At 67.9% G+C, this 19,210-nt stretch carries 16 protein-coding genes; 8 read left to right on the forward strand and 8 right to left on the reverse strand.

The window, feature by feature from the left end; all coding sequences use genetic code 11:
- Positions 1-13: 13 nt before the first annotated feature.
- The gene (locus tag AC5RVS_RS00965) at positions 14-1,267 is read right to left on the reverse strand and encodes a M20 family metallo-hydrolase (protein WP_494106757.1); all 1,254 of its coding nucleotides are present in this window, start codon (positions 1,265-1,267) and stop codon (positions 14-16) included.
- Positions 1,264-2,958 (reverse strand): amidohydrolase, encoded by a 1,695-nt coding sequence (locus AC5RVS_RS00970; RefSeq protein ID WP_494106758.1) that lies wholly within the window; start codon positions 2,956-2,958, stop codon positions 1,264-1,266. Before AC5RVS_RS00970 ends, AC5RVS_RS00965 begins: the two co-directional genes overlap by 4 nt.
- 162 nt (positions 2,959-3,120) lie before the next feature.
- Between AC5RVS_RS00970 and AC5RVS_RS00975 the strand changes: the two genes are divergently transcribed.
- The 3 genes from AC5RVS_RS00975 (at position 3,121) to AC5RVS_RS00985 (ending at position 7,241) form a co-directional block, all read left to right on the forward strand.
- A complete protein-coding gene (locus tag AC5RVS_RS00975; protein WP_494106759.1) occupies positions 3,121-4,317 on the forward strand; it encodes a helix-turn-helix domain-containing protein in 1,197 nt (398 codons plus the stop codon).
- A gap of 185 nt (positions 4,318-4,502) precedes the next feature.
- The gene (locus AC5RVS_RS00980) at positions 4,503-5,831 is read left to right on the forward strand and encodes an MFS transporter (protein WP_494106760.1); all 1,329 of its coding nucleotides are present in this window, start codon (positions 4,503-4,505) and stop codon (positions 5,829-5,831) included.
- A gap of 135 nt (positions 5,832-5,966) precedes the next feature.
- On the forward strand, positions 5,967-7,241 hold the full coding sequence (locus tag AC5RVS_RS00985) for an ArgE/DapE family deacylase (RefSeq protein ID WP_494106761.1): 1,275 nt from the start codon (positions 5,967-5,969) through the stop codon (positions 7,239-7,241).
- A 46-nt stretch (positions 7,242-7,287) separates the two neighbouring features.
- Here AC5RVS_RS00985 and AC5RVS_RS00990 read toward each other — a convergent pair whose 3' ends face one another.
- Complete coding sequence (locus tag AC5RVS_RS00990) at positions 7,288-7,911, reverse strand: DedA family protein (protein ID WP_494106762.1); 624 nt, start codon at positions 7,909-7,911, stop codon at positions 7,288-7,290.
- 85 nt (positions 7,912-7,996) lie between these two features.
- Between AC5RVS_RS00990 and AC5RVS_RS00995 the strand changes: the two genes are divergently transcribed.
- From AC5RVS_RS00995 to AC5RVS_RS01005, 3 genes are all read left to right on the forward strand, one after another.
- On the forward strand, positions 7,997-9,010 hold the full coding sequence (locus AC5RVS_RS00995) for a pirin family protein (protein WP_494106763.1): 1,014 nt from the start codon (positions 7,997-7,999) through the stop codon (positions 9,008-9,010).
- A 29-nt stretch (positions 9,011-9,039) separates the two neighbouring features.
- Entirely contained in the window at positions 9,040-9,387 is a 348-nt protein-coding gene (locus AC5RVS_RS01000; RefSeq protein WP_494106764.1) for a GNAT family N-acetyltransferase, read from the forward strand.
- A gap of 101 nt (positions 9,388-9,488) precedes the next feature.
- A complete protein-coding gene (locus AC5RVS_RS01005) occupies positions 9,489-10,325 on the forward strand; it encodes a hypothetical protein (protein ID WP_494107291.1) in 837 nt (278 codons plus the stop codon).
- 4 nt (positions 10,326-10,329) lie between these two features.
- Here the strand turns inward: AC5RVS_RS01005 and treS are convergent, their stop codons facing one another.
- From treS to AC5RVS_RS01030, 5 genes are all read right to left on the reverse strand, one after another.
- The gene (treS, locus tag AC5RVS_RS01010) at positions 10,330-12,795 is read right to left on the reverse strand and encodes a maltose alpha-D-glucosyltransferase (protein ID WP_494106765.1); all 2,466 of its coding nucleotides are present in this window, start codon (positions 12,793-12,795) and stop codon (positions 10,330-10,332) included.
- 81 nt (positions 12,796-12,876) lie between these two features.
- Entirely contained in the window at positions 12,877-14,136 is a 1,260-nt protein-coding gene (locus AC5RVS_RS01015; RefSeq protein ID WP_494106766.1) for an RNA polymerase sigma factor, read from the reverse strand.
- A gap of 3 nt (positions 14,137-14,139) precedes the next feature.
- Complete coding sequence (locus tag AC5RVS_RS01020) at positions 14,140-14,496, reverse strand: YciI family protein (RefSeq protein ID WP_493988714.1); 357 nt, start codon at positions 14,494-14,496, stop codon at positions 14,140-14,142.
- A gap of 158 nt (positions 14,497-14,654) precedes the next feature.
- Positions 14,655-15,356 carry an endonuclease/exonuclease/phosphatase family protein gene (locus AC5RVS_RS01025; RefSeq protein ID WP_493988913.1) on the reverse strand — a complete coding sequence of 234 codons (702 nt, stop codon included), beginning with the start codon at positions 15,354-15,356 and terminating at the stop codon, positions 14,655-14,657.
- Between the two features lie 235 nt (positions 15,357-15,591).
- Entirely contained in the window at positions 15,592-17,055 is a 1,464-nt protein-coding gene (locus tag AC5RVS_RS01030; protein ID WP_493988713.1) for a protein adenylyltransferase SelO, read from the reverse strand.
- Between the two features lie 79 nt (positions 17,056-17,134).
- On the opposite strand from AC5RVS_RS01030, the gene AC5RVS_RS01035 reads away from it, so the two are divergent.
- Both AC5RVS_RS01035 and AC5RVS_RS01040 read left to right on the forward strand, forming a co-directional pair.
- A complete protein-coding gene (locus AC5RVS_RS01035) occupies positions 17,135-17,317 on the forward strand; it encodes a hypothetical protein (protein WP_494106767.1) in 183 nt (60 codons plus the stop codon).
- Positions 17,318-17,588: 271 nt separating this feature from the next.
- Positions 17,589-19,094 (forward strand): aldehyde dehydrogenase family protein, encoded by a 1,506-nt coding sequence (locus AC5RVS_RS01040; protein ID WP_494106768.1) that lies wholly within the window; start codon positions 17,589-17,591, stop codon positions 19,092-19,094.
- Positions 19,095-19,210: the final 116 nt, after the last annotated feature.

Consider the following 19,210-nt stretch of genomic DNA (forward strand, 5'->3'; position numbering starts at 1 on the left):
TCGCGCCGGAGTGCTATTGCGCTGTGAGCTCCCCGCGAACCAGCCGCCGCGCGACTTCGGTCAGCAGCTCCACGCCGCGCAGGGCGTCGTCATCCCGGGTGAATTCGGCTTCGTTGTGCGAGATGCCCTCGACGCTGGGGACGAAGAGCATGACCGTCGGCACGACATCCTTCATGTTGGTCGAGTCGTGCCCGGCCACGGTCATGATGCCCGTATGGCTGAACCCGAGCCGCTCGGCGCTGGCGATGCCGAGCGCCACGCCCGCGGGCTGGTAGGACACCAGTCCCCACCGGTGGGTCAGCTCGAGGGCGACCGTCGTGCGGGAGGCCGCCTCCGCCTCGGCGATTCGTTTGTCCAGCAACTCCATGGCGCGGGCCAGGACGTCCTCGTCCGGCGACCGCAGGTCCAGGTTCATGACTGCCTGGCGCGCAATGGTCACCGGCGAGTTGGGCAACACGTACATCTCGGAGACCGAGGTGTGCAGTTGTCCGGGGGCGAACTCCGCGGCGAGATCGCGGGCGGCGGAGATGACCAGCGCGGCTCCGTAGAGGGCGTCCCGGCGGTCCTCCATCCGGGTGGAGCCGGTATGGGACTGCTCCCCGTCGACCGTAACGCGGTACTTGCTGGCCGCCCAGGTACGGTCCACGATTCCGACCTGTGTGCCGGTCTCCTCGAGGCTCCGGCCCTGTTCGATGTGGATTTCGGCGTACCGGGCCACCTCGGCCAGCCGGGGGGCGCCGTCATCGGCAGCGCGGTGGCCGGCGGCCAGGGCCGCGGCGACAGTCGTCCCGGCCGGATCCGTGGTGGCGAGCGCCTGTTCCAGAGGCAGCTTCCCGGTGAAGACGGAGCTGCCCATCATGCTGGGCGCGAAGCGGCTGCCTTCCTCGTTGAACCAGTTGACCACGGCCACGTTGTAGACCGGGTCGATCCCGCCGACGGCAGCTTCGGCCGCGACGCGGGCCGCGGCGTGTGCACCGGCCAGCACACCGTAGGCACCGTCGTAGCGCCCGGCCAGCGGCTGGGAGTCCAGATGCGATCCGAGCAATACATAGGGAGCACCGGGGACGAGTTCAAGGGTGCCGAACTGGTTTCCGGCGGCGTCTACCTTTTCGGTGAAGCCGTGCCGTGCCAGCCACTCGCCGAACCACCGGCGGGTGGCGTGATCCGCCGGCGTTCCGGCCTGCCGGTCCACGCCGCCGCCGTCGGTCGCGCCGAACCCGGACATAGCGGCGAAGTCGTCAAGAAATTCCTGGCCGGTCGTGCTCATCGGGTTTCCTCCCCGGTCGATGCCATGGCCGCATCCGCGGTTTCGTGGGCCGGGAAGTTCTCCGCGCCGAAGCGGATCTCGCCGCCCACCATGGTGGCCAGCACCTGCGTGGCGCCGATGCGCGATGGCTCGACGGCGGTGGGATCCTGGTTCAGGAAGACGAGGTCGGCCAGCATGCCCGGCACCAGCCGGCCTTTGGTGTCCCCGGTTCCCGTTGCCGCCGCGGAACCGGCGGTGTAGGCGGCCAGCGCCTCGGCCGCGCTGATCCGCTCGTCGGGACCGTACACCTCGCCGGACGGGGTCAGCCGCTGCACGAACGACTGCATCACGTCGAGCGGCCGGCCGTTGGACACCGGTCGGTCCGAGCTGCCCGGCAGCGTGGCGCCGCGCTGCAGCAGGCCGTTGGCCGGGTAGGACGTGGCCGTCCGTTCCGGGCCAAGCAGCTTGGCCATGCCGTCGCCGAACTCGGTGATGAAGTGCGGCTGCGGGACCAGGACAATCCCGGCCGCGGCAATGCGGTCCAGCTGCTCCGGCCTGATCACGCCCCCGTGCTCAATCCTATTGGGCACCGCCTTGCGGCCGTAGGTTTCCTGGGCTTCGGTAATGATGTCGATCGCGTGGTCGATGGCGTGGTCGCCGATCGCGTGCATGGCGATGGACCAGCCGGCCCGGTACGCCTCGAGCGACGATGCTCGCAGCACTTCGGCGTCCATTTGCAGGTAGCCGTGGTTATGGGGACAGCCAACATACTCTTCGGTGACGTAGGCGGTGCTGCCCAGCAGCGAGCCGTCGCTGAAGATCTTCACCGGTCCCAACCGGAGCCAATCGTCCCCCAAACCGGTGCGGATGCCGGCGTCAAGCCCGCGCGAAACCGGGTCTGCCGCGTGCCCGGGAACCTGATGCAAGGCATCCAAAACCAGCATGGGTTGCATCCGGACGCTCAGCAGCCCCTTGTCCCGCGCGCTCTGGTAGGCGGCGAACTCCCGCGGCGAGTAGCCGATCCAGCCGCCGGCGATGCCTGCGTCGGTGACGCTGGTGATGCCCTCGGTCAGATAGTGCGTGGTCGCAAGGTCCAGCGCGCGTTCGATGGTCGCCAGCGGGTAAGGCAGCATGATGTCCTGCACCAGCCGCATGGCGTTCTCTTCCAGCAGCCCGGTGGGCCGGCCCTGGGCATCCGTGACAACGACGCCGCCATCAATCGGCGCCGCAAGGTCGGCACCGTGCTCGGCGATCACATCGAGTGCGACGCCGTTAACGTTGCAGGCGTGGCCGGACGAGTGCTTGATCCATACCGGGCGGCCGCCGGAGGCAGCATCGAGCCGGTCACGGTCAGGCTGGGCGCCGCCGTGCAGCAGCGGGCTGTACCCGGAGGCCACCACCCATTCGTCCTTCGCCAGCGTCGACGCGGCGTCAGCGATGACCGCGTAGGCCTCTTCGAGGCTCGCGACGGTCCCCAGGTTCGCTTCCATCAGGCCGAGCCCGAACCATACGCTGTGGGCGTGCACGTCATTGAAGCCGGGCACGATGACCGCACCGTCGGCGTCGACGACCCTCCGGGCGCCGGGGATGGACTGCGGGTCGACGTCGAGTGCCAGCACCTTCCCGTCGTGGATCAGCAGGCTTTCAGCCACGGGTTGTCCGGGGTCCTGGGTGAGAATGCGGGCATTGCGGATCAGGAGATCGACGAGCATGAGTCCTCTTCGTGCTTTCGCTGCGGCGTGCCCGGAGCGGTAAATGGCGCACCGGAAGGTGCCGGGCGCCGTCTCCATTTCAACACTGGAGCAATGTCACGCTCAATCGACAAAAGACGCCATATTCTCCAGTGAAATTAGGCGATTGCATAAGATGGAGAGATGAGCGAGCCGCGCGTAGACCCCTTCCCCGACAGCGCCAGCCAGCCGCGGGACTTCGATCCCGACCCGTCTGCCGAACCCCAGTGGACCGGCCTGATCCGGCGCTTGTGGCAGGAACGCGACCTACTGGTCAGCGACTTCCTGGAGCGCTTCGCCACCATCTCCTATGAGGGAGCACTGGTTCCGGAGGAGGACGTGCGCCGGACGGCGGTCGACACGATGGAGATGTTCCTGTTCCAGATGGCCGGTCTGGAGCTGCCCCCCGATCTTCGGTCGCTGCCGAGGGACGTGGCCGCCCGCCGGGCGCGGCAGGGGGTTCCGCTGGAGGCCTTTCTCAGCGCGGTGCGCAATGACTTCAGGGTTTTGTGGAAAGGGCTTGAACGCGTTGCGCGGGGGGACGGCACCGATGTCCTCGTTGCCAACATGGACCGCGTCCTGGACACGGTGGAGAGATACGTCAGCAGCATCCAGCAGGCATTTTCGGAAGAGGAAGCCCTGCTGGCCCGCGACAAGCAGTTGCACCGGCAGCGGCTCCTTTCGCGGCTCTTCAACACCGACACGCGAAACACCGGCGAAGTCTCCGACATCGCTGCCGGCTTGGAAGTAGAGAGCTCGGATGTCTTCGAACTGATTGCGGCCACCAAGGAGACCGTGGCGAAGTTGCAGCTGCAGCCCGCGGCCGACCGTCAGACCTTTTCCTACGAACGCGCGGGCGCCCTTTATCTCTTCCGCGTAACCCGTGCGGGACGAACCTGGCAGGACGAGCCGCCCGAGTTTCCGGCAGGCTACATGCCCGGCGTGGAAGGCCTGGCCGCGATTCCGCAGGCGGCAGCCGCGGCCCTGGTGCTGGCGGCCAAGCACGGGGCCGATCCGGGGCTGGCCACCGTTGCGGGCACCTGGATGTCCATAGCCCGGGACCTCCTGGAGAACGCGCTCCCCGGATTCTCCCTCCCCGTCACTACGGCACTGGACCACTGCACGCCGCATGAGCGCCAACGGTTGCTGCAGGTGGCGCAGAGCTACGGCCGCACGGGGTCGATCAAGGAAACGGCGGAGGAACTGTACTGCCACCGGAACACGGTGGTCAACCGGTTGCATTCGCTGCAGGAAGTCATCGGACTGGATATGACGGTTCCGGCACAGGCCGCGCTGGCACTCGTCGCGCTCGCGGACTACCAAAACGGCCACAAGTTGTGAAAAAGCACAAGTGAGCGTTGTCAAGCCGGTGTGTATTGTCATTGTTCAGGGGAATGGCACTACCTTACAGTCGAGAGGTACTTCACAGCTCTACCTCGGGATGTCCTCCGTTCAGGGCCATAGGAATTACGGGCTGCCGCTGCCTCCTCCAACGGTGCGGCCCCGCACAGCTTGAAAGGCAACACGTGACGACGCCGCAAACTCTCAACACCCCCGGTGCCCCGCCCCAAGTCTCCGGCAAGGACGCAGGCAAGATCGCCCGGGCCGCCTTCGTCGGGACGGCTCTCGAGTGGTACGACTACTACCTCTTCGGCACGGCCGCAGCTTTGGTGTTCAACCGCCTGTTCTTCACGGAACTGGATCCCACGGCCGCGTTGCTGGCTTCGTTTGCCACGTTCGGTGTCGGCTTCGCCGCCCGTCCGATCGGCGCAATGCTCTTCGGCTACATCGGCGACAAGTACGGCCGCCGGCCCGCCCTGCTGACCACCATCGTCACGATCGGCGTGGCCACCGGCCTGATCGGTTTGCTGCCCGACTTCGGCAGCATCGGCCTGGCGGCCCCGATCCTGCTCGCCGTCCTGCGGCTCGTCCAGGGACTGGCCGTGGGCGGCGAATGGGGTGGCGCGGTCACGATGGCCGTCGAGCACGCCCCGGCCGAGAAGCGAGGCCGTTATGCCGCCATGGTCCAGATCGGCTCGCCGGTGGCGACCCTGCTGGCCTCCACGGCGTTCACCCTCGTGCTGCTCTTCCCCTCCGACTTCTTTGACGCCTGGGGCTGGCGCATTCCCTTCCTGCTGGCCTTCCCGATGCTCCTGATCGCCCTGTGGATCCGGCTCAAGGTGGAAGAATCGCCGATCTTCAAGGATCTCCTGGCCCAGGAAGAGACCTCCAAGGTCCCGGCCTTCGATGTCTTCCGCAATGCCGGCGGCCGCCTGGTGGTTGCCGTGCTCGCCGCCTTGCTGGGCGTGGGCGGCTTCTACATGATCACCACCTTCGTGGTCAGCTACGGCGTCAACACCTTGGGTGTGGACCGCAACGTGATGGTCAACGCCACCCTGATCGCCGCCGTCGCGCAGATCATCGTCACCATTCTGATGGGCCGGCTCGCGGAAAAGATCGGCCCCGGCAAGGTCACCATGTGGGGCGGCATCCTCACCGCCGCCCTGGCCTTCCCGTTGTTCGCCATGATCGACACGAAGTCCCCGCTGCTGATCACCCTGGCCATCACGCTGGGCATCATGCTGATCGCTGTAGCGTACGCGGTCAACGGCGCGCTGCTGACCGAACTGTTCCCGGCGAAACTGCGCTACTCCGGCGTGGCCCTGGGCTACAACATCGCCGGCGCCACCAGCGGCTTCATGCCGATGATCGCCACCGCCATGCTCGGCGTCTCCGGCAACCAGTCCTGGGGCGCGGCCATGATCCTTGCCATCATCGCGCTGCTCACGGCCGTTGGCGGATTCCTCGGCGAGCGGCTGCGCGTCCAGGACAAGCAGATCGTCGCCGACAGCTAAACCCCCACGCCTGCCCCCACCCGGGGCGGGCTCCGGCCTCCGGTGGCACCGCCGTCGGAAGCAATACTCTCCAACACCTCGCGGGGGAGCCGTCCAGCCGGGCGGCTCCCCCGCGCCATATCAAGGAGCATCCGGATGATCAATGACGAACAGTCCCAACGCATTCTCGATGCCGTCGACGCCGCGTTCGACGCGCAGCTGGCCTTCACCCAGGAACTGGTGAAGCACCCGTCGCTGCGGACCCAGGAGGGCAGCGCCCAGGACGTGCTGCACACCGCGATGGCGGCACGCGGGCTGGAGATGGATCGCTGGCAGCTTGACCCCGACGAGCTCGCGACGCATCAGGGCTTCGGTCCGGTCACCGTCTCCTACGACGACGTCACCAACGTCGTCGGCACCTACCGGCCGGCCGCCGAAACCGGCCGCTCGCTCATCCTGAACGGGCACGTCGACGTGGTGCCGGAAGGGCCGGAAGAGGCGTGGTCGCGCTCCCCTTGGGATGCCCCCATCATCGACGGCTGGATGTACGGCCGCGGCGCCGGCGACATGAAGGCCGGCCTGGCCGCCAACCTCTTCGCGTTCGACGCCGTCAAGGCTGCCGGTCTCGACCCTGCCGGCCGCATCCACTTCCAGTCCGTGGTCGAAGAGGAATGCACCGGCAACGGTTCCCTGTCCGCACTCATGCGCGGTTACCGGGCGGACGCGGTCATCATCCCCGAGCCCGAAGAAGACATGCTGGTCCGGGCCAATGTCGGGGTCCTCTGGTTCAAGGTGCGTGTCACCGGCAACCCGACTCATCCGCGCGAGATGGGCACCGGGTTCAACGCCATCGACGCCGCCTATACGGCCATCACCGCCCTGCGCGAGGTCGAGGAGAAGTGGAACGCGGACCGGGGCCGGCACCGCTACTTCGAGGACCTGGAACACCCCATCAACTTCAACTTCGGGCAGATCGTCGGCGGCGATTGGCCCTCCAGCGTGCCCGCTTGGTGCGAATTCGATGTGCGGGCGGCCATCTACCCCGGGATTCCGGCGGAGCAAGCCTGGACCGAACTGCAGGAATGCCTCGCCCGGCTGGGGACCGGACCGGCGTCGATCCACGCTGTCGCCACCAAGACCGGATTCTTCTCCGAAGGTTATGTGCTGGAGCCCGGCAGCGAAGCCGAGTCCCTGCTGGAGAGCACGCACCGGCAGGTCTTCGGCAAGGAGCTTGGCAGTTTCACCACTCCCGGCTACCTGGACGGTCGCGTCTTCGCGCTCTACGCCGACACGCCCGCGCTTGTTTACGGCCCGGTCTCCGAAGCGATCCATGGATTCGACGAGCGCGTATCCATCGAGTCGGTCCGCCGGATCACCAAGAGCATTGCGCTGTTCATCGCCAACTGGTGCGGCGTGGCAGAGAGGGCCTGACGCCCTGTCGCCGGCACCTGCGCTTGTGGCCGGTGCCGGCGGCCGCCTACTTGCCCCGCTTCTGGATGGACACCGTCCGTTGCCGGTTTTCCCACCACGTCACCGTGTGGTTGATCAGCGATCCCAGCACCAAGGACGCGGCGATGGCGAGCAGCACCGCGAATTCGGTGGACAGCTCCGGCCAAACGCCCGACACGGCGCCGATGCCCACCGAGTAGGCGGACCACAGCACACCGGCCAGGGCGGAGTGCGCCAGGAACCGGCGGCCGGGCTGGGGAATCATCGCGGCGGCCACATTGAGCGTCACCCGCCCCATAGGCACAAACCGCGACGTCAGCACCAGCGGCAGCCCCTTGCGCCCCAACCCGGTGCGGGCCTTGCGGAAGCCCGATTGCCAGTGTCGCCCGGAGAACACCTTCCGCTCCGCGAGGTTGAAGCGGCGCACCAAGAAGAACGTGCCGGCGTCACCCGCTACCGCGCCGGCCAGCATGGCGGCCGCCAAGACGTAAGGGTTGAGGTGGTCCGAGTGCACCGAGAGCGATCCCAGCGCGACGAACAGCGTGGTGCTCGGCACCGGAGGAACCAGCGCGGAAACGGTCACGAAGAGCGCACCGGCAGGATAGATCCACCAGTAATCCAGGCTGCGCAGCAGTTCGCCGAGTTCGTCCATCCCTCCATCCTCCCCGATGCACCGCGGTGCTGGTGCAACGGTGCATCGGGCGGCACGCCGTTGGCGCCCGATCTAAACTTGGGCCATGAGCAACTTGGAGGCTGCACCGAGGGAAGTTGTCTGCTCACTGGAAGCAGAGTCCGCCGACGTGGAGGTCCTGACCCCGCGGGACGTGCCGCTGGGCGGCGTCCGGGCCATGAACGTCCGCCGCACCCTGCCGCAGAAACGGCGCAGCCTGATCGGATCCTGGTGCTTCCTGGACCATTACGGGCCCGACCTGGTGCCCGGTACCGGCGGCATGCAGGTTCCCCGCCACCCGCACACCGGCCTTGCCACGGTCAGCTGGCTGTTCTCCGGAAAGATCGCGCACCGGGATTCCGCCGGGTTTGAAGCCATCGTGCGGCCGGGGGAAGTGAACCTGATGATCGCCGGCCGCGGCATCTCCCATCAGGAATTTTCGACGCCGGACACCACCGTCCTGCACGGCGCGCAGCTCTGGTTCGCCCTTCCCGACTCGACCCGCAACATGCCGCCGACCTTCGAACATTACGCACCGGAACCCGTCGTCGGCGACGGGACCGAGTTGCGCGTCTTCTTCGGTTCGCTGGCCGGCTCCACGTCGCCGGTCAACACTTACACCCCTCCGCTGCTCGGCGCCGAAGCGACGCTGCGTGCGGGTTCCCGGCTGGAACTCGACCTGGACCCCGATTTCGAACACGGAATCCTGCTGGATACCGGCGATCTTCGAGTGGACGGGGACGAGGTTCCCGTGGACCACTTGGTCTACCTCGCGCCCGGACGAACGCATCTCGTCCTCGAGGCCGGGGACGGGCCGGCCCGGCTGCTTCTCATCGGCGGCCAGCCGCTGGGCGAGCAGATCATCATGTGGTGGAACTTCGTAGGCAGGAGCCATGAAGAGATCGTGGCGTACCGCGACGCCTGGCAGGCGGAGATTGACGTCGACCCGGCGCCGGAGCCCGCAGGCGGCACCTATCCGGACGGTGCCCCGTATCCCCGGTTCGGCCCCTTCCCCGACGGGATGCCCGCGCCGCTGCCCGCCCCAACGTTGCCGACCGTCCAGCTGCGACCCCGCGGCTGAGCACTGCCAGACAACTCCCAGGAGGATCCGTGGAATCCGACGCATCCATCACCGTCCGCCTCAATACCGAACGGCGCCGCTACGAACTGGTCGACGGCGGCAAGGTCATCGGCAAGGCCCACTGGTTGCCCTCCGAGGGGCCGGCCGGTCCCGAACGGATTTTCTTCCACACCACCGTCGACGAGGAGTATGCCGGGCAGGGACTGGCCGGGCGCCTGGCCCGCTACTCGCTTGATGACACCGCCGCTGCCGGGGTGTCCGTGGTGACCGTCTGCCCGTATTTCAAGGCCTACGTCGACAAGCACCCGGAGTACCAGGCCCGGACCACCCCGGTGCGGCCCGAACACGTGCAAGCGGTCGAACGCGTCGCCGGTTAGGGAAAGCGCCGGAACTCTCTGCGGTCGCCAACAGTTCTTAACGGGGAGAGATGACCCGTGCACCGGCTTCCACCGGGCAGGCAAGGAGCGGAACCGTGGGAATGTTCGACAAGCTGGTCCAAAAGGGCAAGCAAAAGGCGGTCCAGTACGCCAAGGAGCAGTTGGCCCAACGCACCGGGCAACAGCGCCAGCCGCGGCCCCAGGGCTCCGGCCGGGAGCCCGGCTACGGCCAGGACGCGGGCTACGGATACGGCCAGAACCGAGGCTACGGACAGGACCGTGGTTACGGACAAGATCGCAACTATGGCCAGGACCGTGAGTACGACGGCGGATACAACTCCGGCGGTCGTGACGAGCGGTATCCGTCCCGGCCGCAGCCCCGTGACGGCAGGCCCGGGCAGACTGCCGGGCAGGACGCCGACCAGGCGGCCATCGCGAAATACAAGTACATGCTGCAAACGGCACCGCCCCAGGACATGGAGCGGGCCCACGCCGAAGCCTTCAACCGGTTGACCCCGCAGCAGCGCGCCATGCTCCGGGACGAGCTCAACAGCCAACTTCCCGCCGCCGAGCGGGCAGCCTCCGACCGGCCCGAGACGTTGGCCAGGACGGCCACCCGCGCCGAACTGGCGCAGCCGGGCTTCATGGAGCGGATCCTCGGCCGGACCGGAACGGGCCGGGGCGGGGGTCGCCTGGCCGCCGGAGCCGCCGGAGGCCTGGGCGCCGGGCTGCTGGCCGGCGTGGCTGCCGGCTTCGTCGGCTCGGCCATCGCCGGCCCCCTGCTGGAAGGGTTCTCCGGTATCGGGGATGGACTGGCCGGCGCCGCCGAAGGATTCGGCGATACCGTCGCCTCCGCCGGTGAGGGCTTTGCGGAAGATGCAGGTTTCGGCGGCTTCTTCGGCGACGGCGCCGAGGGCCTCGGCGACTGGGAGATCTAGCCGCTCAGACACCCTCCTGAGGGGCATAGCCGGCGTCGTCCTCCTCTGCGGCGACCGGCGGGGTGACCAATAGGGCGGTGCCGGCGTAGGGTCCCAGGTGGAGATAGAAGCTGTGCAGGTCATCCACCGTTCCGATGGTCTCGCCGCTGAACGCGTCGGTCACCTCGGAGCCCAGCTCCAGTGCCTCGGAGCGGACGGTACCGGCGATCTCCTGGCCGGAGAAGTTCAGGACCGTGACCTCCTGCCCGCCGGAGACCAGCTGATGGACCATCACCAGCATGCCGCGGTGGGAGACGTCGGGAACATCGATCAGGGCGCTCTTGGCGATGCCATGCTCTTCCCGGACGGCCAGGATCCGTGCCAGCTGCCGGGCGAACGACGATTCGTCCTCGAGCTGCTCGGGCAGCGTGCCGTACAGGGCCTTGGCCATGGGCATGCCGGAGGTTGACGTCTCGGCGGTCGGATCGAATCCCATGAGGTCGTGGGCGCTGCGGTTGATCCAGCGGGTGTCCCCCCGCGACATCAGCCGGGCCACCCGGCTGCGCTCCAGCGGCAACATCCCGCACAGATCCCAGCCGGAGAGCGCGAAGACCCCCGGCTGCAGCGCGTTGTACATGGCCAGCAGCAGGTGCACCCGGCGGATCTCCGCCGACTGCTCTTCGGTGATCGTGTCCAGGTCGGTGATGCCCAGCACCGCGGTGATCACGCTGGCGGTGGTGCAGGCGATGCCGTTGGCGGTGAAGACCAGGTTGTAGGGGGCGGCTTCCCCGGTGATCCCGTCCCGCAGGGTCTGCTGCACCTTGTGGGCCAGCTCCGCGCCGGTCAGCTGCTCGCCGTCGAGCTCGTAGACGTCGTCCTTGTGCTTGGTGGTGAAGTGCACCAGTTCGTAGGTCAGCTCGTCGTGGTTTTGCAGCGCGTGCACCAGCGACGCCTGGTCCACACCGATCTCCATGGCCAGGCGCAGCGTCAGGCGGAGGAACTCGGTGTCGGCGGTGACCAGGGCGTGGTGGTACGCCGGACGCGTCACGAAGTCGTAGGACAGGTCCGGACCGGTTTCGGAGGTGGCCTTGATGTCGTCGATGCTGAGGTTCAGCTCCTGGAAGGTGAAGCCGCCGACCTTGCGGACCATGCTGCCGATGATCTGGTTGGCTGCGGCCGAGAGCGGATGCCCCTCGGACCAGCCCGGCGTTTCCTCGGCACTCTTCTCCACGCCCAGGAAGCCGTTGGCGTCCAGGCGGAGCGCCCCGGTCCCCAGGTCCACCAGCGAATGCAGGGCATCCCCCATCACCAGGCGCATGCCGGAGAACGTGGGATCCAGCCAGTTGATCGACGGCTGGCCGGCCTTGAAGTAGTGCAGATACACCCAGCGGTGGGCCTTTCCGTCTATGTCCAGGACCGGCGGGGTGGCGCTCCAGTTGGTTTCCTTCACGCCGGGTTCGTAGAAAATGACCCGCTGGAGTTCGCCGATGATGTAGCCCGCCTGCTGGAGCCGGCGCTCGGTCGCGACGTCGATGTTGACCGCGTCCTCGCCCTCGGGGACATCCGGCAACAGGTCCCAGTCGGACTCCGGGATGTCGATCATGTGGTAGATGCCCGGGTAGTCGCGGAAGTTCATCTCCGCCAGCCGGAAGTCCGCGCCCTTGCCCGTGTGGCCGGGCACAATATCGTCCACGATCGTGCCGCCGTGTTCGGCGGCCACCTCGCACATGCTCCGGAACTCGTCCTCGGTGCCGAACATTGGATCGATCGCCATGCTGATGCGGTCGAAGTGCCCGTCCACGCTGGGGGTATGGTTCCAGCCGGTCAGGCCGCCGGCCAGCTTCACCGGCCCGATGTGAATGGCCTTGATGCCGATCTGCTGGAAGGCCTCCCAGAGCGCGGCATCGCCCAGCGCCGCCAGGAACGTCTGCCCGGGCCGGGTGATCAACGACAGCGGGTAGGCCGTGAACCACACCGAGGCCCGCTCCACCGCCGCCCGCGGGTTCGGATACGCGAACGGGTTCTGCCACATGCTGGCCTGCCCGGAGAGCTGGCGGCCCAGCACCTTCGCGTCGCCGAGCATGGACTGGTTGCGCAGCCACTCCACATAGACCTTGTTGCGGGCGTCGGGCTCGAACGGCGGGTGGCCGGGTACAAAGTGGCGGCGGCGGGCCCTCGGGCGCAGCGAGCGGGGACGGGCCGGGTAGAACTGCTCGTCAAAGCTGATGTCCGGCACCGGGGGTTCGGCGAGGGGCTCGACGGCGGTGCTCCCACCGTCTGCGCCCGCTACGGCACCGTCTGCGCCCGCTACGGCACCGTCTGCGCCCGCTACGGCACCCTCGTCCGTGCCCGCTACGGCACTCCCGTTTGCGCCCGCGGCAGCACCGTCTGCGCCCGCTACAGCACCCCCGTTTGCGCCCGCGGCGGCACCGCCGTCGTCATAGTTGGTGCGGTCAAGGACGGGCTCGTGCCCCAGAACCGAATCGTTCATGGCGTCATCTCCTTCGTGCTCGACTGCTGGATTCTCCAGACGGGCTTCACCCTCAACATTGCCAGACGGCCGGGGCCACCACTACCCCGCGCCACGGTCACCGGGCAGTTCCAGCTCTTCCATCCGGCGCTGCAGGTGGCGGCGCTCCACCTCGTTCCGGCAGAGTTCCAGTGCCAGCCTGTAGTGCTCGGCGGCTTCGGCATCGCGTCCGCAGCGGCGCAGCAGTTCGGCGCGGATTCCCGGCAGCCGGTGGTTTCCGCGCAGTTGGGCTTCCAGCCCGCCCAGCAGTTCGAGGCCGGCCAGCGGTCCGTCCGCTTCGGCGGCAGCCACCGCCCGGTTGAGCCGGACCACGGGTGAACCGGTGAGGGCGTCGAGCCTGGCGTAGAGATCGGCGATGCTCGTCCAGTCCGTTTCTTCGGCGGTGGCGGCCGAACAATGAGCGCCGGCGATCAGTGCCTGCAGCCGCAGTTCCTCGGCGTACCCGCTGTCCGGCGGCTGGTCGAAGAGCAGTCCGAGCGCCTCGGAGATTTCCCGGTGGTGCCACCGGCTGCGGTCCTGGTCCGGCAGCAGCACCAGTTCCCCGTTCTGGATGCGCGCATCCCGCCGTGCATGCTGCAGCATCAACAGCGCCTTCAGGCAGCGCAGCAGCGGCGTGTGCGGCATCAAGTCGTCCAGCAGTCCCGCCAGGCGTACCGCTTCCCCGGCTTCTTCGACCCGCAGCAGGTCGGCGCCGTCGCCCGGGAGGTAGGCGCTGGTGAAGGCCAGATAGACCGTTCGTGCCGCGTTCTCCAACCGGCCCGGAAGGTCGCCGGCGTCCGGCAGGGCGAGCGGTAGGCCGGAGCCTGCGATCTTCTTCTTCCCGCGGGTTATCCGGGCTGCCATGGTGGCGTCGCTGACCAGGAACAGTCGCGCAATCCGCGCCGTCGGCAGGCCCATGACGAACCGCAGGGCCAGCCCGGCCTGCACCTCGGGTACCAGTGCCGGATGCGTGGCCAGGAAGATCATCGGCAAACGCTCGTCCGGATACTCCACGTCACCGGCGCCGTCGGCGGAACCCGCGTTTTCCGCCGCCTGTGGCCGGAGCCGGTCGGCGACGAGCAGCGGCAGTTTCCGGTTGGCCACCTCCTCATGCCGCAGTCCATCCAGCACGGTGCGCTCTGCGCTGCGGTAGAGCCAGGCGGGCGGGTTCTCCGGGGTGCCCTCGGCCGGCCACCGGGCAGCAGCCCGGGCGAACGCCTCGGCGAGCGCATCCTCGACCAGGTCCAGCCGCTGGAAGCGTGAGAAAAGCAGCGCCAGCAGCCGGCCCCATTCTTCCCTGTGGATCTGCTCCAGCCGCTCCATAACTCAGGCCGGGTCCGGGGCCACCATCGCGCGGACCTCCACCGGGGCGTCGCCGGCCAGCAGGCCGCAGATCGACACCAGATCGTCCAGGTCGTCCGTCTCCACGGTGTAAAAACCGCTCAACTGTTCCACCGACTCCGCATAGGGCCCGTCCGTGACCACCACCCCGTCCGGGGTGGCCCGCACGGTCTTCGCCGTCCGTGAATGCCGCAGCTCTGCGCCGCCGGTGATCGTGTGCCCGCGTTCCTTCAGCAGGGCGGCGAATTCCCCGTGCCGCGCATAGGCCGCCTCGCGCTGCTCCGGCGTGCTCTGCTCCCAGCTGTCCTCGTTATCCGGCAACAGCACCATGTACTCGGTCATTTCAGCGTTTCCCTTCGCCGGCCGCGCATCCTCTGCGCGGCGCCCGTGTCGACGTGATCGGTTCGACACTATGATGACGCGCGGCCTGCCGCGGATTCGACAACCCTGCCGCGTCACTTCCGTGACGGCACACGACGGCGGGTCCACCTGCGAACCTGTCAGCTGGCGCGGACGTTGCGGTTCTCGTCGACGTATTCCGCCGTCACCAGGATCGGCAGGTGGTCGGACTGGCCGCGCGGCAGGGTTTCCACGCTTTGAATGTCCAGGCCAAGGGAGGTGGCGAAATCGAAGTGGCCGCGGAAAAGTTTGTAGCGCGTGTAGGTCCGGCGGTTGCTCAGGGTGAGTTCGTAGCCCGTTTCCTTCAGGTGCTCAATGAGGTTCTTCGTAAAGAAGGGGTAGTTGAAGTCCCCCACCATCAGCGTCATCTGCTCGCCGTTGCCCCCCATGCCCAGCAGCGCTTCGTGGCCGGCCTTGATCTGGTGCCGGCGCAGGGAGTTGGTGGCGGTCAGCGGCGCGGCGTGAAAGTCACCGACGACGATTTCGTGTTTGCTCTCGTTGTCCACCATTTTGACGCCGAGCAGCCGCTCGTGGGCCGGCGCCAGCACATAATCGTGCAGCGACTTCTTGAGTTCGAAGGTGTTGGTATCGAGGGCGGAGAACCTGTTCTCGTCGTAATAGACGGCCAGCCCCAGCCTGTTTCCCTTGGTCGAATTGGCCAACCGCAGGTGTCCCAGCGTGTGCGGAAGTTTCTCTGTGTCCGCTTCCTGCAGGCACATGACGTCGACGTCGTAGCGGTCGGTCAGCTCCTCGAGCTCCTCGCTCGCACTGTGTTTCCGCAGGTTGTAGCTGATAGCTCTCAACAAAGAATCACCCTTCCATCGCGGTCGCTGTAGCTGCGCCCATACTACAGAGCCAGCCTTGCGGTTACATTCGGCGGCCGCCTGCCAGGGCGGCCAAAAGGGCGGATTCGCCCCGCAAGGACGCCGGGAAACCGGGCGCGGATTTCCTTCGACGGCGGGTGACGGCCGCGACCATCGGGGTGCGTCCACGGGCAACGGCACCCGTCCCCTCTTGGCCTTGAGGGCGTGCGGGCCCTCAGGTTCCGCAGAAAGTCCGGTAGCTGCCGAAGTCGTCCGGCGCGGCGGCGGCGTAGCGCTCCAAACCGGGACGCTCGTCGTAGGGGCGCGTCACCGCCTCCAGCAGGCGGTGCAGCGGGTCCAGGTCTCCGTGCGTGGCGGCGTCAAGGGCCTCCTCGACCAGGTGGTTGCGGGGAATGTAGACGGGGTTGACCCGGTCCATCAAGCCGGCGTCCGGTTCGAGTGGACGCCATCGCGCCACCCAGGCATCGAAGCCTGCGGGGTCCGGAAACAGGCGCCGCGCCGCTTCGGTTTGGCCCCGGGCGGCCGCGCCGAGGCTGCGGAAAAACGCGGTGTGGTCTACCTTGCCCTCCTGGAGCAGCGCCAGCAGGTCATTCACGAGCGGCGAGGCCGCGGCGGCATCGACCTCGCCGTCCAAACCGATCTTGGCCTTGGCGCCGGCCAACCAGGCGGCGCTGTACTCGGTCCTGAAGGCGCCGAGCGCTTCCGACGCCAGTGCGGCCGCCTGCTCCTGATCGTCGTGCAGGAGCGGCAGCAGGGCCTCGGCGAGCCGGGCGAGGTTCCACTCGGCGGCAAGCGGCTGGTTGGCATACGCGTAACGCCCGCCGTCGTCGATGGAACTGTAGACGGAGGCCGGGTCGAAGGCGTCCATGAACGCGCAGGGCCCGTAGTCGATGGTTTCACCCGAGATGGTCATGTTGTCGGTGTTCATGACCCCGTGCACGAATCCCACGAGCATCCACTGCGCCACCAGCGAAGCCTGGGCGCCGATCACGGCCTGGAACAGCGCCAGATAGGGGTGCTCTGCCTCGGCAGCGGCCCGATGGTGACGGGCAATGGCGTGGTCGGCGAGCCGGCGCAGGAGGCCCGTGTCGCCCGTGGCCCGGGCGTACTGGAAGCTTCCCACGCGCACATGGCTCTCGGCGACCCGCACCAGGACGGCTCCCGGCAGTTCGGCGTCGCGGTAAACCGGCAGCCCCGTGGCGACGACGGCAAGGGAACGCGTCGTGGGGATGCCCAGGGCGTGCATCGCCTCGCTGACCACGTATTCGCGAAGCATCGGACCCACCGCGGCCTGGCCGTCACCGCCACGGGCGAACGGCGTGGGCCCCGAGCCCTTGAGGTGGACGTCGCGAAGACGGCCGCCCGCATCGGTAAGCTCGCCCAGCAGGAGGGCCCGCCCGTCGCCTAGCCGGGGCGAGTACCAGCCGAACTGGTGCCCGGCGTAGGCCTGCGCCACCGGGGTGGCGCCACCGGGGACCAGGTTGCCCGTCAGCAGAAGCAGACCGTCGGGACTGCGCAGGGCGTCCGGCTCGATTCCCAACTCGATGGCCAGCGGTTCGTTGAGAACCAGCAGCCGCGGGTCGCGGACCTCCTGTGCCCGCCAGGGGACGGCCAACTCCGCCAGCTCGCGGGCGAAGCGCCCATCAAAAGCGACGGTTGATTGTGCTGGAGCACTCATCCTCCAAGAATAACTAGGACACCACGGTCGGCGTCACCCCCAACCCGCGGGTGCCCAGAACCCCCAAGGAAAGACCACGATGAGCACGCACATCCACAACATCCTGAACCGGGCCGGAGAAGAGATGGTGTACATCGGACCGGACCACCCCTCGTACGAGCTGCTGGCCGGGCTGGTGGCTTCCGTACATCAAGCCTGGCAGGAAGGCTATGACCAGGGGCGCAACGGCGGCGCTGACGAAAACCCGTACCGCGGCTACTGAAGCCCGGGACCGCTGGCAGCCGCCAGTAGCAGCCCCGCCCATCCCGCACACGGGTGGGCTCGCCTCGGGACGGCACCCCAGCCGGAAAATTAGGCGCCCAACCCCTAGCACTCCCTCCGCGGATAGGCAAAGCTGAAGGCAGGGGAAACTGGCGCCCGCCATGCTTCCGGTTGTTCGCCGTGAACCGGCCGGGGCGCCGACGCTGAAGAACGTCGCTCCTGCAGTTCCGGCATGGGACCGGAACGGTCAAAACACAGAGAGGTGTTGCGAGATGACTGACGTAGCAAGCACTACCGGCGAGACCGGCCAGGTCACCACCGGGCTCTATATCGGCGGCGAAGTCCGCGATTCCGGCGAAAAATACCCGGTAGCGGATCCCGGCAAGCCGGATTCAGTGGTCGGCTATGCGGCGGCCGCCACCAAGCAGGACGTGGCCGACGCCGTCGGCGCCGCGAAGTCCGCGTTCCCCGCGTGGGCGGCGATGGGTGCCAAGGAACGCGCCGACAAGCTCGCCGCGGCGATCGAAGGCATCGCCGATCTCCGTGACGAGGATGCCGCGATCCTGTCGCAGGAAAACGGCAAGATCCGGATGGAGGCCTGGGTGGACGCGCTGGTCTTCGAGATCCGCTTCCAGCTCGCCCTGGCGCTCGCGGACGAGGTGGAGCAGGGCAAGGTCCTGGAACCGGCGCCGGGGATCCCGGTGACCACCTCCGTGGCGTATCAGCCGCTGGGCGTGGTCACGGTGATTGTTCCGTTCAACTGGCCCATCGCCATCCTCGGTGCCTCGCTGCCGCACGCCCTGCTGGCGGGAAACACGGCGATCGTGAAGCCGCCGCCCACCACCCCGCTGGCGATCACCCGGGTAGTGCAGCGCGTGGCAGAGAAACTGCCGCCGGGTGTGCTGAACATTGTCACCGGCCAGGACAGCGAGATGGGCGGCCTGATCCAGAACGACGACGTGGCAAAGGTCTGCTTCACCGGCAGCGTTGGCGGCGGCAAGAAGATGATGGAGATGGCGTCCAAGAGCCTGACCCGGGTCACCTTGGAGCTCGGCGGCAACGACCCGGCGGTGGTCCTCGAAGACGCCGTCCTGGACGACACGCACCTGGACCGGCTGTATGCCGCGGTCTTCGACACCACCGGGCAGATCTGCATGGCCGCCAAACGCATCTATGTGCACCGCTCCCGGCTGGACGAGCTGGTCGCGGGGCTGTCCGAGCGGCTGGAGAAGGCCGTCGTCGGCTACGGCTTGGACGAGGGGACCACCATGGGCCCGCTGCACCAGCCCGCGCAGAAGACCTTCGTCGAAGAACTCATTGCCGAGGCAAAGGCCGCCGGCGCCGACGTCCGGGAATTCGGGGAACTGCCGGCGGACCCGGAGCTGCAGGGCGGCAACTTCCTGCGGCCGGCGCTGGTGGTCGATCCGGACCCCCAGCTGCGCGTGGTCACGCAGGAACAGTTCGGGCCGGTCATCCCGATCCTCCCCTTCGACACCGAAGAGGAAGCGCTGGCCCTGGCCAACGACACCTGGGCCGGCCTCTGCGGCTCGGTGTGGACCGCGGACACGGACAAGGCCAACGCCGTCGGCTCGCAACTGGTCTGCGGCTACGTCTGGGTCAACGACCACGGCGCCACCCGCCTGGACCTGCGCGCGCCGTTCGGCGGCATGAAGCACTCGGGCTTCGGCCGCGAACAGGGCATCGAAGGCGTCCGCGCGTTCCAGGACACCCGCTCCATCGCGCACCTGGATGAAGCGGCGGCGGCCGCCGGCCACTGACAACGACGGCGGCGGGGCGGCGGGCATAGCGACGTCCGCCGCCCCTCCGCCGCAGAGGAACGGGCCGTCCCCAGCCTGCGGGGCGGCCCGTTCGCCTTAACCGGCTCGTTCGCCCT

The sequence above is a fragment of the Arthrobacter sp. Y3221048 genome (assembly GCF_059092685.1).